This window comes from Motilibacter peucedani (genome assembly GCF_003634695.1).
Lineage (GTDB): Bacteria > Actinomycetota > Actinomycetes > Motilibacterales > Motilibacteraceae > Motilibacter > Motilibacter peucedani.
Genome location: NZ_RBWV01000015.1, coordinates 38,727 through 54,870, shown reverse-complemented (window position 1 = coordinate 54,870; position 16,144 = coordinate 38,727). Strand labels below are relative to the sequence as shown.

Annotated in this window: 15 protein-coding genes; all 15 read right to left on the bottom strand. The window is 72.7% G+C overall.

The genetic code is table 11. The features are described from left to right. Positions 1-6 precede the first annotated feature (6 nt). Complete coding sequence (gene nuoK, locus CLV35_RS16745) at positions 7-306, bottom strand: NADH-quinone oxidoreductase subunit NuoK (RefSeq protein WP_121194659.1); 300 nt, start codon at positions 304-306, stop codon at positions 7-9. Next, a complete protein-coding gene (locus tag CLV35_RS16740) occupies positions 303-1,100 on the bottom strand; it encodes an NADH-quinone oxidoreductase subunit J (RefSeq protein WP_121194658.1) in 798 nt (265 codons plus the stop codon). The genes nuoK and CLV35_RS16740 overlap by 4 nt, the downstream gene beginning before the upstream one ends. Beyond that, positions 1,097-1,747 (bottom strand): NADH-quinone oxidoreductase subunit NuoI, encoded by a 651-nt coding sequence (gene nuoI / locus CLV35_RS16735; RefSeq protein ID WP_121194657.1) that lies wholly within the window; start codon positions 1,745-1,747, stop codon positions 1,097-1,099. The genes CLV35_RS16740 and nuoI overlap by 4 nt, the downstream gene beginning before the upstream one ends. Beyond that, entirely contained in the window at positions 1,740-3,044 is a 1,305-nt protein-coding gene (gene nuoH, locus CLV35_RS16730) for an NADH-quinone oxidoreductase subunit NuoH (protein WP_183062045.1), read from the bottom strand. Before nuoH ends, nuoI begins: the two co-directional genes overlap by 8 nt. Then, positions 3,041-5,596 (bottom strand): NADH-quinone oxidoreductase subunit G, encoded by a 2,556-nt coding sequence (locus CLV35_RS16725; RefSeq protein ID WP_121194656.1) that lies wholly within the window; start codon positions 5,594-5,596, stop codon positions 3,041-3,043. The genes nuoH and CLV35_RS16725 overlap by 4 nt, the downstream gene beginning before the upstream one ends. Then, positions 5,596-6,897: an NADH-quinone oxidoreductase subunit NuoF gene (gene nuoF / locus CLV35_RS16720; RefSeq protein WP_121194817.1), complete on the bottom strand. Its 1,302-nt coding sequence runs from the start codon at positions 6,895-6,897 to the stop codon at positions 5,596-5,598. Before nuoF ends, CLV35_RS16725 begins: the two co-directional genes overlap by 1 nt. A 17-nt stretch (positions 6,898-6,914) precedes the next feature. After that, positions 6,915-7,736, bottom strand: a complete 822-nt coding sequence (gene nuoE / locus CLV35_RS16715) for an NADH-quinone oxidoreductase subunit NuoE (RefSeq protein ID WP_121194655.1) — start codon at positions 7,734-7,736, stop codon at positions 6,915-6,917. After that, on the bottom strand, positions 7,736-9,064 hold the full coding sequence (locus tag CLV35_RS16710) for an NADH-quinone oxidoreductase subunit D (RefSeq protein WP_121194816.1): 1,329 nt from the start codon (positions 9,062-9,064) through the stop codon (positions 7,736-7,738). The genes nuoE and CLV35_RS16710 overlap by 1 nt, the downstream gene beginning before the upstream one ends. An 8-nt stretch (positions 9,065-9,072) precedes the next feature. Beyond that, complete coding sequence (locus tag CLV35_RS16705) at positions 9,073-9,819, bottom strand: NADH-quinone oxidoreductase subunit C (RefSeq protein ID WP_121194654.1); 747 nt, start codon at positions 9,817-9,819, stop codon at positions 9,073-9,075. Then, positions 9,816-10,370 carry a NuoB/complex I 20 kDa subunit family protein gene (locus CLV35_RS16700; RefSeq protein WP_121194653.1) on the bottom strand — a complete coding sequence of 185 codons (555 nt, stop codon included), beginning with the start codon at positions 10,368-10,370 and terminating at the stop codon, positions 9,816-9,818. Before CLV35_RS16700 ends, CLV35_RS16705 begins: the two co-directional genes overlap by 4 nt. A 55-nt stretch (positions 10,371-10,425) precedes the next feature. After that, on the bottom strand, positions 10,426-10,782 hold the full coding sequence (locus CLV35_RS16695; protein WP_231121964.1) for an NADH-quinone oxidoreductase subunit A: 357 nt from the start codon (positions 10,780-10,782) through the stop codon (positions 10,426-10,428). Positions 10,783-10,875: 93 nt separating this feature from the next. Then, a complete protein-coding gene (locus CLV35_RS16690) occupies positions 10,876-12,165 on the bottom strand; it encodes a geranylgeranyl reductase family protein (protein ID WP_121194651.1) in 1,290 nt (429 codons plus the stop codon). A gap of 104 nt (positions 12,166-12,269) precedes the next feature. Next, positions 12,270-15,173, bottom strand: a complete 2,904-nt coding sequence (locus tag CLV35_RS16685; protein WP_121194650.1) for an FAD-binding and (Fe-S)-binding domain-containing protein — start codon at positions 15,171-15,173, stop codon at positions 12,270-12,272. Between the two features lie 59 nt (positions 15,174-15,232). Beyond that, positions 15,233-15,406: a CsbD family protein gene (locus CLV35_RS16680; RefSeq protein ID WP_121194649.1), complete on the bottom strand. Its 174-nt coding sequence runs from the start codon at positions 15,404-15,406 to the stop codon at positions 15,233-15,235. A 9-nt stretch (positions 15,407-15,415) separates the two neighbouring features. Beyond that, positions 15,416-16,144 carry a demethylmenaquinone methyltransferase gene (locus CLV35_RS16675; RefSeq protein WP_121194648.1) on the bottom strand — a complete coding sequence of 243 codons (729 nt, stop codon included), beginning with the start codon at positions 16,142-16,144 and terminating at the stop codon, positions 15,416-15,418.

Below are 16,144 nucleotides of genomic sequence, written 5' to 3'. Positions count from 1 at the left end.
CCGTCCTCAGTACTTCAGCAGGTTCGCGTCGTCGACCGAGGTCGAGCGGCGGGCACGGAAGATGGTGATGATCACGGCGAGCCCGACGACGACCTCGGCGGCCGCGACCACCATCACGAAGAACGCGATGATCTGGCCGTCGAGGTTGCCCTGGATGCGCGCGAAGGTGACGAACGAGAGGTTGACCGCGTTGAGCATGAGCTCGACGCACATGAACACGACGATCGCGTTGCGCCGCAGCAGCACGCCGGCGGCGCCGATGGAGAACAGGATCGCCGAGAGGTAGAGGTAGTTGGCGACGTTCACGGGTGTCCGCTCTCCTCGATCTCGCGCACGTCGTCGGCCACCGGGTGCGCGCCGTGCCGGATGTCCTGCACGTCGCCGCGGGCGACCAGCACCTTCGAGACCGAGAGGTCCGAGGTGGTGCCGTCGGGCAGCAGCGCCGGGAAGTCGACGGCGTTGTGGCGCGCGTAGACGCCCGGAGGCGGCAGCGGCCCGGGGTGGGTCGAGCTGCGGAAGCGCGCCTCCGACAGCTCGCGCTGCGTCAGGCGCGGGGCCATGGCCTCGCGGTGGGTGAGCACCATGGCGCCCAGCGCCGCCGTGATGAGCAGCGCGCTGGTGACCTCGAAGGCGAACACGTAGCGGGTGAACAGCAGCTGGGCGATGCCTTGCACGTTGCCCTGCGCGTTCGCGGCTCCGAGCCCGACGGGACGGCGGTCGCCGAACGCGGCCCGGCCCAGCGCACCGACGACGATGGCGGCGAAGCCGAGCGCCAGCAGCAGCCCGACCAGCCGCTGCCCGCGGATCGTCTCGACCAGCGACTCGCTGGAGTCGACGCCGACCAGCATCAGCACGAACAGGAACAGCATCATGACCGCGCCGGTGTAGACGACGATCTGCACGACGCCGAGGAAGGGGGCGCTCTGCGCGAGGTAGAAGGCGGCGAGCACCACCATGGTCACGACGAGCAGCAGCGCCGAGTGCACGGCCTTCTTCACCAGCAGCATGCCGACCGAGGCGAGCACCGCGAGCGGCGCGAGCAGCCAGAAGCCGATGGCCTCCGTGCTGGACGTCGTCGCGGCTGCCAGGGTGCCCGTCACGAGCTGACCTGCCCGGTCGCCGCGGTGGCGCCCGTGGTCGCCGGCTCGGCGCCGGGGGCACCGCTGCCTGCCGACTCGGCGGCGCGCTCGGCAACGTAGCGGATCTGCGCGTCCGTCGCCCTGGCGACCCTGCCCGAGTAGTAGGACTGCTCGTCGGTCCCCTCGGCCATGGGGTGCGGCGCCTCGACCATGCCCGGCAGCATCGGCCCGAGCAGGTCCTCCTTGTCGTAGATCAGGCTCTCCCGCGTGGTGTCGGCCAGCTCGTACTCGTTGGTCATCGTCAGCGCGCGCGTCGGGCACGCCTCGATGCACAGGCCGCAGAGGATGCAGCGCAGGTAGTTGATCTGGTAGACGCGGCCGTAGCGCTCGCCCGGGGAGAACCGCTCCTCCTCGGTGTTGTCGGCGCCCTCGACGTAGATCGCGTCGGCGGGGCACGCCCAGGCGCACAGCTCGCAGCCGATGCACTTCTCGAGCCCGTCGGGGTGCCGGTTGAGCTGGTGGCGGCCGTGGAACCGCGGCGCCGTCGGCACCTTCTCGCGGGGGTACTGCTCGGTCACCGGCTTGCGGAACATCGTGCCGAAGGTGACGGCGAAGCCCTTGACCCCGTCGAGCAGCCCCGGCTCGGGCGTCGTGCTGGGCTCAGGCATGGGTGACCTCCTGCTCGTCAGTGTCGGTCGTGCGCTGCGCGTGCGCGACCACCGGGGCGCTGTGCGACTCGCCGGGCAGTGCCGGCACCGGGAACCCACCGGCGAACGGGTCGCGCTCGACCGGGGCGCGGTGCACCCGGGCGGGCTCGTCGGGCTCCTTGCGACCGGCCAGCACGTCCCAGGCGGCGAAGGCCACCACGATCACGGCGATCGCGATGCCGACCGTGGTGTAGCGCTGGGTCTTCGTGAGCGAGTCGTCGTTGGTGAGCACCCGCAGGGTCGCCACCGCGAGGATCCACACCAGCGACGCGGGGATGAGCCGCTTCCAGCCCAGCCGCATGAACTGGTCGTAGCGCAGCCGGGGCAGCGTGCCGCGCAGCCACACGAAGACGAAGATCAGGATCATCACCTTGGCGACGAACCACAGCACCGGCCACCAGTTCTCGTTGGCACCGGCCCACAGCGAGAGCGGGAAGGGCGCCCGCCAGCCACCGAGGAACATCGTGACGGCCAGCGCGGAGACGTTGACCATGTTGATGTACTCGGCGAGGAAGAACAGCGCGAACTTCAGCGAGCTGTACTCGGTGTGGAAGCCGCCGACGAGCTCGCCCTCGGCCTCCGGCAGGTCGAACGGCGCACGGTTGGTCTCGCCGACCATCGAGATCAAGTAGATGATGAACGAGGGCGCCAAGACCAGTGCGTACCAGACGCGGTGCTGCGCGGCGACGATCTCCGAGGTGCTCATGGACCCGGCGAAGAGGAACACCGCCACGAAGCTGAGCCCCATGGCGACTTCGTAGGAGATCATCTGAGCGCTCGAGCGCAGGCCGCCCAGCAGCGGGTAGGTCGAGCCGCTCGACCAGCCGGCCAGCACGATGCCGTAGATGCCGATCGAGGCGATGGCCAGCACGTAGAGCACGCCGACCGGGAAGTCGGCCAGCTGCAGCGTCGTGCGCTCGCCGAAGACCGAGACCTCGGGCCCGAACGGGATGACGGCGAAGGCCAGGAACGAGGGCGTCACCGAGATGAGCGGCGCGAGCACGAAGACCACCTTGTCGGCGCCCTTCGGGATCACGTCCTCCTTGAGCCCCAGCTTCACGCCATCGGCCAGCGACTGCAGCAGCCCGAACGGGCCGTGCACGTTCGGGCCGACGCGGTGCTGCATGCGCGCGACGACGCGGCGCTCGAACCAGATGTTGAACAGCGTGATGAGCACCAGGAAGCCGAAGATCACGACGGCCTTGCCGGCGATCAGCCACCAGGGGTCGTCGGCGAGCAGCTGCTGCGCGTGGTTCACAGCGCGTCCTCCTGAGTGGTGTCTCCTGCGGCGTCCGCGGCCGGCGCGTCGAGCACGGCCGCCGCGACCCTGCGCTCGACCGAGACGGTCGCGCCGTTGCCGACGCCGAGCGCCTTGCGCACCTCGCTGCCGGCCGACCGGGTCGGCACCCACACGACGTGGTCGGGCATGTCGGTGACGACGAGCGGCAGCGTCAGCGACCCGCGCCCGGTCGAGACGGTGAGCTCGCCGAGGCCAGCAGGACCGGGGCCGGAGAAGCCGAGCTCGACCGCGGTGGGCGCCGAGACCCGGGCCACGGGCACGTGGGCGGTGGCGGCGAGCAGCGGCTCGCCGTCCTGGAGGCGGCCGGCGTCGAGCAGCTCGTGCCAGGTGCACAGGACCGCCTGGCCCGCTGCGGGCTGCGGAGGTGCGGGTACGCCTGCGGCCGGCGCAGCGGTCCGCCTGCCCTCCCAGGGACCCAGCTCCTCGAGCTCGGCGCGCGCGCTGCGCACGTCGGGCAGGCCGAGCTCGACCCCCAGCTCCTCGGCGAGCAGGTGCAGCACCCGGGTGTCGGGCAGCATCGGCGAGGCGAGCTGGGGGTTGGACAGCACCGTGGCGAACTCGCGCGGACGCCCCTCCCAGTCGAGGTAGCTGCCCTCGCGCTCCACGTCGAAGGCCACGGGCAGCACCACGTCGGCCTCGGCGGTGACGGCGCTGTGCCGCTGCTCGAGGCTGACGACGAAGGAGGCCGTCGAGAGCGCGCGGCGGGCGAGCTCGGGGTCGGGCAGGTCGTCGGGGTCGACGCCACCGACGACCAGGCCGGCGAGCGAGCCCTCGGCGGCGGCGGCCAGGATGGCGCTGAGGTCGCGCCCGGCGGCGGTGGGCAGCGAGCCGACCCCCCACGCGGCGGCCACGTCGACCCGGGCCTCCGGGGTGTCGACCGGGCGGCCACCCGGCAGCAGGGTGGGCAGCGCGCCGGCGTCGAGGGCACCACGGTCGCCCGCGCGGCGCGGCACCCAGCCGACGCGCGCGCCCGTGGCGGCGGCCAGCCGGGCGACGGCGGATAGCGCACCCGGCGACTCGGCCAGCCGCTCGCCCACGAGCACCACGGCGCCCGGTGAGCGCAACGCGTCGCCGGTCTGGGCCAGCTCGCCGCCTGCGCCGAGCGCGTCGAGCACCTCGGCCTCCGTGCCGGGAGCGGTGGGCACCAGCTCTCCGGTCAGCTTGCGCAGTCCGCGGGTGACGAAGGGCGCCAGCGCCAGGACCCGCAGGCCCTTCTTGCGCACCGCCTTGCGCATGCGCAGCAGCAGGATGGGCGACTCCTCCTCGGGCTCGAGCCCGACGAGGAGCACCGTGGAGGCGCGCTCGAGGTCGGCGTAGGTGACCGCGCCCTGTGCCGGCCCGCGGCCGGCGACGAGCGCCCCGAGGAACGCGGCCTCCTCGGCCGAGTGCGGGCGCGCGCGGAAGTCGACGTCGTTGGTGCCGAGCACGACGCGCGCGAACTTCGCGTACGCGTACGCGTCCTCGCGCGTGAGCCGGCCGCCCGGCAGCACGCCGACCCCGCCGCGCCCGCGGGCGGCGGCCAGGCCGCGGGCGGCGACGTCGAGGGCGTCGGGCCACGAGGTCGGGACCAGCGCCCCCGACTCGTCACGGACCAGGGGCGAGGAGATGCGGTCCTTCGCGAACGCGTACTGGAAGGCCCAGCGGCCCTTGTCGCAGTTCCACTCCTCGTTGACCTGGGGGTCGTCGCCGGCCATCCGGCGCAGCACCTTGCCCCGCCGGCTGTCGGTGCGCAGCGAGCAGCCGGACGCGCAGTGCTCGCAGGCCGTAGGAGTCGAGACCAGGTCGAAGGGCCGGGCGCGGAAGCGGTACTGCGCACCGGTCAGCGCGCCGACCGGGCAGATCTGCACCGTGTTGCCGGAGAAGTAGCTGTCGAACGGCTGCTTCTCGTAGATGCCCACCTGCTGCAGCGCGCCGCGCTCGAGCATCTCGATGAACGGGTCGCCCGCCACCTGCTGGGAGAAGCGGGTGCACCGGGCGCAGAGCACGCAGCGCTCGCGGTCGAGCAGGACCTGCGGGGAGATCGGGATGGGCTTGGGGTAGGTGCGCTTGACGCCCTCGTAGCGGCTCTCGCCGCGCCCGTTGCTCATGGCCTGGTTCTGCAGCGGGCACTCGCCGCCCTTGTCGCACACCGGGCAGTCGAGGGGGTGGTTGATGAGCAGCAGCTCCATGACCCCCTTCTGCGCCTTGTCGGCAACCGGGGAGGCGAGCTGGGTCTCGACGACCATGCCGGGCATGACCGTGGTCGTGCACGAGGCGGCCGGCTTGGGCATCCCGCGCCCGTTGCCCATGTCGCTGACGACGACCAGGCACTGGCGGCACGCGCCGACCGGGTCGAGCAGCGGGTGGTCGCAGAAGCGCGGGATCGCGATGCCGAGCAGCTCGGCCGCGCGGATGATCAGCGTGCCCTTGGGCACCGAGACCTCGAACCCGTCGATGGTCAGCGAGACCAGCTCGACCTCGGGCTGGACCTCGCCCCCGCTGGCGGCGCCGCTGGTGGTGGTGACGGTCATCAGAGTGCTGCTCCGGAGGCGAGGAGGTCGGAGGCGAACAGCGTGGAGGCGGCCCGGTCGAAGGGGCAGCCGCCGTTGACGAAGTGGGCGACGTACTCCTCGCGGAAGTACTTGATGGAGCTGGTGATCGGGCTGGTCGCACCGTCGCCCAGCGCGCAGAACGCCCGGCCGAGGATGTTGTCGCACAGGTCCAGCAGCTTGTCGAGGTCCTCCTCGGTGCCGTCGCCGGCCTCGAGGCGCGCCAGCGCCTGCACGAGCCACCACGTGCCCTCGCGGCACGGGGTGCACTTGCCGCACGACTCGTGGGCGTAGAACTGCGTCCATCGCAGCACGCACCGCAGCACGCACACCGTCTCGTCGAAGACCTGCAGCGCCTTGGTGCCGAGCATGGAGCCCGCCGCGCCGACGCCCTCGTAGTCGAGCGGCACGTCGAGGTGCTCCGCCGTCAGCAGCGGGGTCGACGACCCGCCAGGTGTCCAGAACTTCAGCTCGTGGCCCTCGCGCACGCCGCCCGACATCTCGAGCAGCTGGCGCAGCGTGATGCCCAGCGGGGCTTCGTACTGGCCGGGGTTCTGCACGTGGCCGGAGAGCGAGTAGATCGTGGCGCCGGCGGACTTCTCGGTGCCCATCGACTTGAACCAGTCGGCGCCGTTGAGCACGACGACCGGGACGCTGGCGATCGACTCGACGTTGTTGATGACCGTCGGCGAGCCGTAGAGGCCGGCGATCGCCGGGAACGGCGGCCGCAGCCGCGGCTGGCCGCGGTAGCCCTCGAGCGAGTCGAGCAGCGCGGTCTCCTCGCCGCAGATGTAGGCGCCAGCGCCCGCGTGCACCACGATCTCGAGGCTGTAGCCCGAGCCGAGGATGTCGTTGCCGACGTAGCCCGCGTCGTAGGCCTCGCGCACCGCGGCCAGCACCCGGCGGTAGACCGAGGCCACCTCACCGCGTACGTAGATGAAGGCGTGCGTCGCCTTGATCGCGTAGGAGGCGATGACGACGCCCTCGACCAGCTGGTGCGGCGAGGCCATCATCAGCGGGATGTCCTTGCAGGTGCCCGGCTCGCTCTCGTCGGCGTTGACCACGAGGTAGTGCGGCTTGCCGTCGTCCTTGGGGATGAAGTCCCACTTCATGCCCGTGGGGAAGCCCGCTCCCCCGCGCCCGCGCAGGCCGGAGTCCTTGACCAAGCCGATCAGGTCGGCCGGCGACATCGACAGCGCGGCGTGCAGGCCGCGGTAGCCGTCCTTGTCGCGGTAGGCCGCGAGCGACCAGGAGCGCTCGGAGTCCCACGTGCGCGACAGCATCGGGGTGAGCAGGTCGGTCACGGACGCTCCTCGGGCTTGCCGGAGCCGGAGCCGCTGGCAGCGGCGGGCGTGGTGTTGGCGGGGTCGGAGGCGGCGGTACGCAGTGGTGCGTCGTCGCCGCTGGGGCCGCCGGACCGGCCGTAGCCGGTCGCAGGCGCCCCTGCCCCGTCGGCCGACGTGCTCGTCGTGCCGGGCCGGGGCGCGGACCAGCCGCGCTCGCGCGCCAGCCGCAGGCCCGCCAGGGTGGCCGGTCCGGAGCCGGTGCCGGTGTCGGCCAGCCCGTCCTCGAAGCCGGCGAGCACGCGCTCGGTCTCGCGGAAGGTGCACAGCCGGCCGACGCCGCGCGAGGGAGCGGGCGGGGTGCCGGCCTGCAGCGCGTCGACGAGCTCGACCGCGCTCGACGGCGTCTGGTTGTCGTAGAACTCCCAGTTGACCATCACGACCGGCGCGTAGTCGCAGGCCGCGTTGCACTCGAGGTGCTCGAGCGTCACGTTGCCCGCGGTCTCGCCGTGGTGGACGCCGAGGTGGCTCTCGAGCCGCTCGAGGATGGCGTCGCCGCCGAGGACCCCGCAGAGGGTGTTGGTGCAGACGCCGACGTTGTAGTCGCCGCCGGGCTCGCGGCGGTACATCGAGTAGAACGTCGACACAGCAGTCACTTCTGCGGTGGTGAGGCCCACCCAGCGGGCGCACAGCTCGACGCCCTCGGGGCTCACCCAGCCCTCCTCCGACTGCACCAGGTGCAGCAGCGGCAGCAGCGCCGAGCGCGGGCGCGGGTAGCGCGCGATCACCTCGGCGGCGTCGGCCTCGAGGCGCACCAGGGCCTGCTCGCTGATCGCCATCAGCGGTCCACCCCGCCCATGACCGGGTCGATCGAGGCGACGGCCGCGATGACGTCGGCGACCTGGGAGCCCTCGGTCATGGCCGGCGCCGCCTGCAGGTTGCTGAACGAGGGGTCGCGGTAGTGCACGCGGTAGGGCCGGGTGCCGCCGTCGCTGACCAGGTGGCAGCCGAGCTCGCCGCGGGGCGACTCGACAGCGGTGTAGACCTGCCCTGGTGGCACGCGGAAGCCTTCCGTCACGAGCTTGAAGTGGTGGATCAGGGCCTCCATCGACTCGCCCATGATGTGGCGGATGTGGTCGAGGGAGTTGCCGAGACCGTCACCGGACAGCGCGAGCTGCGAGGGCCAGGCGATCTTCTTGTCCTCCACCATCACCGGCCCGGGCTTCAGGCGGGCCAGGCACTGCTCGACGATCGAGAGCGACTGCTCGATCTCGTCGAGGCGGACCCGGAAGCGGCCGTAGGCGTCGCAGGTGTCGCGGGTGACGACGTCGAAGTCGTAGGCCTCGTAGCCGCAGTAGGGCTGGGACTTGCGCAGGTCGTGCGCCAGGCCCGTGGCTCGCAGGATCGGCCCGGTGATGCCCAGGGCCATGCAGCCGGTGAGGTCGAGGTAGCCGACGCCGACGGTGCGGGCCTTGAACACGTAGTTCTCGTTGCAGAGGTCGGCGTACTCGTGCAGCCGGCTGCGGACGAGGTCGACGGTCTCCTGCACCAGCTGCTCCGCGCCCTGCGGGAGGTCCTGGGCGAGGCCGCCCGGCCGGAAGTAGGCGTGGTTCATGCGCAGGCCGGTGACCGTCTCGAACACCTTGAGGATCAGCTCGCGCTCGCGGAACCCGATGGTCATGACGGTGAGAGCGCCGAGCTCCATGCCGCCGGTGGCGATCGCCACGAGGTGGGAGGAGACGCGGTTGAGCTCCATCATCATCACTCGGATGACGTTGACCCGCTCGGGGATCTGGTCCTCGATGCCGAGCAGCCGCTCGACGCCGAGCACGTAGGCGGCCTCGTTGAAGAACGGCGCCAGGTAGTCCATGCGCGTCACGAAGGTGACGCCCTGGGTCCAGGTGCGGTACTCGCAGTTCTTCTCGATGCCGGTGTGGAGGTAGCCGATGCCGAGACGGGTCTCGGTGACGGTCTCGCCCTCCATCTCGAGGATCAGGCGCAGCACTCCGTGGGTGGAGGGGTGCTGCGGGCCCATGTTCACGACGATGCGCTCGTTGCCGACGTCGCTACCCAGGTCACCGCTGATCACCTCGTCCCAGTCGCCGCCGCCGGAGACGGTGAAGACGCGGCCCTCGGCGGGCTCGCCGCCCGCGTAGCCGTCGGTCATGGTGGTGCTCATCCGCTGTACGACCTCCGCTCGTCCGGCGGCGGGATCTGCGCGCCGTGGTACTCGACGGGGATGCCGCCGAGCGGGTAGTCCTTGCGCTGCGGGTGCCCGGGCCAGTCGTCTGGCATCAGGATGCGCGTGAGCGCGGGGTGCCCGTCGAAGACGATGCCGACCAGGTCCCAGGCCTCGCGCTCGTGCCAGTCGTCGCCCGGGTAGACGCGCACGACGCTGGGGACGTGCGGGTCGGCGGCGGGCGCGGTGGTCTCCACGCGTACGCGGCGGTTGTGCGTGATGCTCAGCAGCGGCCAGACCGCGTGGTACTCGCGGCCGGCGTCCTCGGGGTAGTGGATGCCCGCGACGCCCGCGCAGAACTCGAAGCGCAGCGCCGGGTCGTCGCGCAGCACCTGCATCACCTGCAGCAGGTGCGTGCGGCGCACCACGAACGTCAGCTCGCCGCGGTCGACGACGACCCGCTCGAGCGCCTCGTCGAGCTGGGGGTAGGCCCGCTCGAGGGCGTCGGCGACCTCGTCGAACACGCCGCCGTAGGGCCGAGCGCTCGAGCCGGGCAGCTGGACCCGGCGCACGAGGCCGCCGTAGCCGGTGGTGTCGGGCCCGTTGCGCACGCCGAAGAACCCGCGGCGCTGCTCGAAGACCTCGTTGGGCACGCCGCTCGCGGCGGGGTCGGGCTGCGCCTCCGGCTGCTGGCCCGCGTCCTTGGCCTCGAGCGCGGTCGAGGGCTCGCGCACGTCGCTCATCGCAGCAGCCCGCGCTGGGCGCTGGTGGGCGGGGCGGCGAGGGCGAGCTGCTCGGCCTGCAGGTCGGCGCGCACGGCGTCGGAGCCCAGCGGGGTGTGCTGGATCTTGTCGTGCAGCTTGAGGATCGCGTCGAGCAGCATCTCGGGCCGCGGCGGGCAGCCGGGCAGGTAGATGTCGACCGGCACGATGTGGTCGACGCCCTGCACGATGGCGTAGTTGTTGAACATGCCGCCGCTGCTGGCGCACACGCCCATGGCGATGACCCACTTGGGGTTGGCCATCTGGTCGTAGATCTGGCGCAGCACGGGGGCCATCTTGTTGCTCACCCGGCCGGCGACGATCATCAGGTCGGCCTGGCGGGGCGAGGCGCGGAAGACCTCCATGCCGAAGCGCGCCGAGTCGTACTTCGGCCCGCCGAACGTCATCATCTCGATGGCGCAGCAGGCCAGGCCGAACGTCGCCGGCCAGAGCGAGGCCTTGCGCATGTAGCCGGCCAGCCCCTCGACCGTCGACAGCGCGAAGCCGCTCGGCAGCTTCTCTTCGAGACCCATGGTGCGAACTCGCCTTCGTGCTCGGTCGGGTGCTGGTGCTGGAGCTGAGGTGCCGCTAGTCCCACTCGAGGCCGCCGCGCCGCCAGACGTAGGCGTACGCGACGAAGACCGTGCCGACGAACAGCACCATCTCGACCAGCCCGAAGACCCCGAGGCTGTCGAAGGTGACCGCCCAGGGGTACAGGAAGATGATCTCGATGTCGAAGAGGATGAACAGCATGGCGGTGAGGAAGTACTTCACCGGGAAGCGACCGCCGCCGACCGGCTGGGGCGTCGGCTCGATGCCGCACTCGTAGGCCTCGGCCTTGGCGCGGTTGTAGCGGCGCGGCCCGGACAGCGCGCCGGAGACCAGCGAGAAGACGGCGAAGCCGAACGACAGCGCGCCCAGCCACGCGATGGGAACCCAGTCCACGCGAGCGCTCCTCTCTGTGTGCCCCGACTCCGTCGTCGGGCGCCGCATCCTAAGTGCTGCCGCGCTGCCCTCGTCGGCAGCGCGCCGGGTCGGTCACGCGGACGGCGCCACCTTGGCGAGGCCGTTGATGATCCGGTCCATGGCGTCCCCGCCGCGCGGGTCGGTGAGGTTGGCCAGGAGCTTGAGGGTGAACTTCATCAGCGTCTCGTGCGAGAGCCCGCGCGAGGTCGCGACGCGCATGACGCGCGGGTCGCCGATGAGCTTGACGAAGGCGCGCCCGAGGGTGAAGTAGCCGCCCCAGGTGTCCTTGAGCGCCTGCGGGTAGGCGGCCAGCGCCTTCTCCCGCGCCGGGCCCTCCGCTCGCGACAGCGCCTGCGCGACGACCTCGGCCGCCATGGCGCCGGACTCCATCGCGTAGGCGATGCCCTCGCCGTTGAACGGGTTGACCATGCCGCCGGCGTCGCCGACGAGCAGCAGGCCGCGGTCGTAGTGGGGCTGGCGGTTGAAGCCCATCGGCAGCGCCGCCCCGCGCACGGGTCCGACGCGGTTGGGCTCGCGCAGCCCCCACTCCTCGGGCGTGCCGTCGAGCCAGCGCCGCAGCAGGTCGCGGTAGTCGACCGTGCCCCACGCCTTGGTGGTGTTGAGCATGCCGAGCCCGACGTTGCTCGTGCCGTCGCCCATGCCGAACACCCAGCCGTAGCCGGGCAGCAGGTTGGAGCCGTCCCACAGCTCGAGCCACGACTCGAGCCAGTCGTCCTTGTCGCGGGGGCTGGTGTAGTAGGCGCGCACGGCGACGCCCATCGGGCGGTCGTCGCGCGGGCGCCGGCCCAGGGCCAGCGAGAGGCGGGAGGAGTTCCCGTCAGCCGCGATCACCAGCGGGGCCCGCACCTCGAGCGGCTCGCCCTCGGGGCCCTTGGCACGCACGCCGGTCACCCGGCCGCTGCGCTCGTCGAGCAGCGGCTCCGTCACTGCCGTGCGCTCGGCCAGCCGGGCGCCCGACTTCTGCGCGGTGCGCGCCAGCAGCTCGTCGAAGTCGTCGCGCCGGCGCACCAGGCCGTAGTCGGGGAAGCTGGCCAGCTCGGGCCAGGGCATGTGGAGGGTGTGGCCGCCGCCGAGGATGCGCAGGCCCTTGTTGCGCAGCCAGCCGGCCTGCTCGCTGGTGTCGATGCCGAGCTTGACCAGCTGGGCGACCGCGCGCGGGGTCAGGCCGTCGCCGCACACCTTCTCGCGCGGGAAGGCGGTCTTCTCGACCAGGCAGACGTCGAGCCCGGCACGCGCCAGGTGGGCGGCCGTGGTGGACCCGGCGGGCCCGGCACCGACGACGACGACGTCTGCCTCGGTGCTGCCCGCGATGCCCTGCACCGCTCCGCTCGTCACGCTCATCGTCCGCCGTCACCTCCTCGTGCCTGCGCCTGTCGAGACCCCTTGTGAACGCGTTCACATGGACTCGTGGCAGCAGTCTAGGCACGTCTGCAGCGACCGGCCGGTCAGTCTCCCCTAACTCCTGCCGGCCGCCCCTGCCCGCCGTCGCAGAGCCGCTGCCACGCGAGCGTCACGAGGTCGGTGGCGGCCGGCCCGCCCAGATGGTCGAGCTGGGTCCGGCAGCTGAAGCCGTCGGCCACGAGCCGGTCGTCGCCGAGGGCGGCGCGCACCTGCGGCAGCCAGCTCTCCTCGCCGATGCGGCGCGAGAGCGGCTCGTGCGCGGCGTCGAAGCCGAACGACCCGGCGAGCCCGCAGCACCCCGCGTCGAGCACCTCGGCCTCGTGGCCGAGCCGCTGCAGCAGCTCGCGGTCGGCCGGAGCGGCGGCGCCGGCCCGGGCGTGGCAGTGCGGGTGGATCACCAGCCGCTCCGGGAGGTCGTGCGGCGCTGCCGCCAGCGCCCCGTCGAGCCGCGACGAGGCGAGCAGCTGCTCGGCGGGGCTGCGGGCCAGCGAGGCCAGCCGAGCCGCCCGCGGGTCGTCCGGCAGCAGGCCCGGCAGCTCGTCGCGGAACGTCGACAGGCAGCTGGGCTCCGGCACCACGACGGGGAGCCCCCGGTCGAGCCACGGCTGGAGGACGTCGAGCAGCCCGGCCAGGGTGCGGCGGGCCGTCGCGAGCATGCCCGCGTCGTAGAGGGGGCGCCCGCAGCAGCCCCACTGCTCCGGCACGACGACCCGCTCCCCCAGCCGCTCGAGCAGCTCGACCAGCCGCTCGCCGACCTCGGGCGAGTACGCGTCGGTGAAGGTGTCGGGCCAGACGACGACGGTCGGCTGGGACGTGCGCGCGTGGTCCCGCGCCGACCGCGTACGCCGCCAGGACGTGGCAGCGAAGCGCGGCGCCGGGCGCGCGGTCGTCACGCCGGCGGCACGGCGTACGAGCTGCGACAGGCCGGGCGCGGTCAGCACGAGGTTCGCGGCCCTCGGCACCGCCGTCGCGGCGCGGGCGGCCCACGGGAGGAGGCCGAGCGCGTACATCACCCGCGGGCGCAGCCGGCGCGCGTAGTGGTGGGAGAGGAACTCCGCCTTGTAGGTCGCCATGTCGACGTGCGTGGGGCAGTCGGTCTGGCACCCCTTGCACGACAGGCACAGGTCGAGCGCCTCGCGCACGTCGTCGTTGCGCCAGGTCGCGGGCGTCACCTCGCCCTGGAACATCTCGGCGAGCAGCTTGGCGCGGCCGCGGGTGCTGTGGCGCTCGTCGCGGGTGACGCGGTAGGAGGGGCACATGGTGCCCGCGTCGTCGCGGCGGCAGCGACCGACGCCGACGCAGCGCTCGACCGCCGTCTGCAGCGACCCGCCGTCATCGGCGAGGGCGAAGAACTGCTGGTGCGGGCGTACGACGCGGTGGTCGGGCCCGAAGCGGAGGGAGCTGTCGAGCGGGTACGCGTCGACGACCTTGCCGGGGTTCATCCGGCCGCGCGGGTCGAACACCGCCTTGAACTGGCGGAAGGCGTCGACCAGCTCGGGGCCGTACATCCGCTCGAGCAGCTCGCCGCGCGACTGGCCGTCACCGTGCTCCCCCGAGAGCGAGCCGCCCATCGACACGACGAGGTCGGCGGCGCGCTCGACGTAGGAGCGGTAGTCGCGCAGGCCCTGCTCGGTGTGCAGGTCGAAGTCGTTGCGGGTGTGGACGCAGCCCTGGCCGAAGTGGCCGTACCAGGCGCCGGAGTAGCCGTAGTCGTCCCAGAGGGCGGTGACCGCGCGGAGGTACTCGCCGAGCCGCTCCGGCGCGACCGCCGCGTCCTCCCAGCCCTCGGAGTTGTGCCGGCCGTCGGCGCGGATGGCTGTGGCGCCGAGCCCCGACTCGCGCACGAGCCAGACCCGTCGCTGGTCGGTCTCGTCGTCGAACCGGCGCCACGCGACGCCGTCGGGCAGCGCGGCGGTGAAGGCGTCGGTGCGCGCGTCGGCCTCCGCAGGGTCGTCGGCGCCGAGCTCGGCGAGCAGCCAGCCGCCACCCGGGGGCAGCAGCTCGAGGTGCTGCACGTGCAGGTCGCGGTCGCGCATCTGGCGCTCGAGCGTCTCGTCGAACCCCTCGAGGCCGAGCAGGCCGTGCCCCAGGAGCGAGGGCACCGCGTCGGCCGCGGCGAAGACGTCGGGATAGCCGAGGACGACCAGGCGGCGGTGGGCGGGGCTGACCGACAGCGTCACCGTCGCCTCGGCGACCAGCACGCAGGTCGACTCCGTGCCGACGAGCGCTCGAGCGACGTGGAAGCCGCTGTCGGGCAGCAGCTGGTCGAGGTTGTAGCCGCTCACCCGGCGCGGGATGTCGACGTAGCGCTCTCGGACAAGGGCCTCGTGACGGCGCCCGATCTCGCGCAGCCCACCCAGCACCTCAGCCGTGCGACCACCTGCTACCACTGCTGCTGCGTAGGCGGAGTCGTCGTAGGCGCCGAGCTCGAGCACCTCGCCGTCGTAGGTCACCACGGTGAGGCTCTCGACGTTGTCGACCGTCTTGCCGGCGTAGAGCGCGTGCGTGCCGCACGAGTTGTTGCCGATCATCCCGCCGAGCGTGCACCAGGCGTGGGTGGCGGGGTCGGGGCCGAAGGTCAGGCCGTGCACCTCCGCGGCCCGGCGCAGGTCGTCGAGCACGACACCGGGCTGCACGCGCGCGGTGCGGCGCACCGGGTCGATCTCGAGGATGCGGGTCATGTGGCGGCTGGTGTCGAGCACCACCGCCACGTTGCAGGCCTGGCCGGCCAGGCTGGTGCCGGCCCCGCGCCCGAGGACGGGGACGCCGTGGTCGGCGCACACGCGTACGGCTGCGACGAGGTCGTCGGTGTCGCGCGGGAAGACCACGCCGATAGGCACCTGGCGGTAGTTCGAGGAGTCGGTCGCGTAGACCGCCCGGGTGGAGCTGCCGAACTCCACCTCACCGCGCACGGCCTGGCGCAGCGCAGCCTCGAGCGAGCCGGTCATGCCGCGAGCCTAGCCGCGGCGGACCGGCCCGCCCGAGGCCTCTGCGCTCCGGGTGCGGGTCAGCTCTTGAAGGCGTCCTTGATCTTCTCGCCGGCCTGCTTCAGGTCGGCCACGGACTCCTGGCCGGCACCCTCGGCCTGGAGGTCCTCGTTGCCCGTCGCGTCACCGGCCTTCTCCTTGGCCGAGCCGGTGAGCTTCTCTGCTGCGTTCGAGATCTTGTCGTCGAGTCCCATGACGACCTCCTACCCCTCCGGAGACGCCGCACTCTTCCTGGCGCGGTGCAGCGCGACGATCCCGCCGGTCAGGTCGCGCCACTCGACCTGCTCCCAGCCGGCGTCGCGCACGACGCGGGCCAGTGCCTCCTGGTCGGGCCAGGCCGCGATCGACTCGGCGAGGTAGGCGTAGGCCGGCCCGTTGGTGCCGACGCGGCGGGCGACGCGCGGCAGCGCCCGCACGAGGTAGCGCGAGTAGACCGTGCGCAGCGGGCGCAGCGTCGGCGTGCTGAACTCGCAGACGACCAGCCGGCCGCCGGGGCGGGTGACGCGCAGCAGCTCGCGCAGGGCCAGCGCGGTGTCGTTGACGTTGCGCAGGCCGAAGGAGATGGTCACGGCGTCGAACGCGTCGTCGGCGAAGGGCAGGTGCAGCGCGTCGGCCCCGACCGGCACGACGCCCGCGGCACGCCGACCGGTGCCGGCGCGCAGCATCCCGAGGCTGAAGTCGGCCGCGACCACGAGGGCACCGCCGTCGGCGAAGGGGCGCGACGACGTGCCCGTGCCGGCGGCCAGGTCGAGCACCCGGGTGCCGGGCCGCGGGTCGACCGCGCGGCGCACCGCGCGGCGCCAGATGCGGTCCTGGCCCAGGGACAGCACGTCGTTGGCCAGGTCGTAGCGCGGGGCGACGGTGTCGAACATCGCCGCGACGTCGTGCGGGTCCTTGCCGAGGTCCGCTCGCCGCGCCGTGTCGCCGTCCAT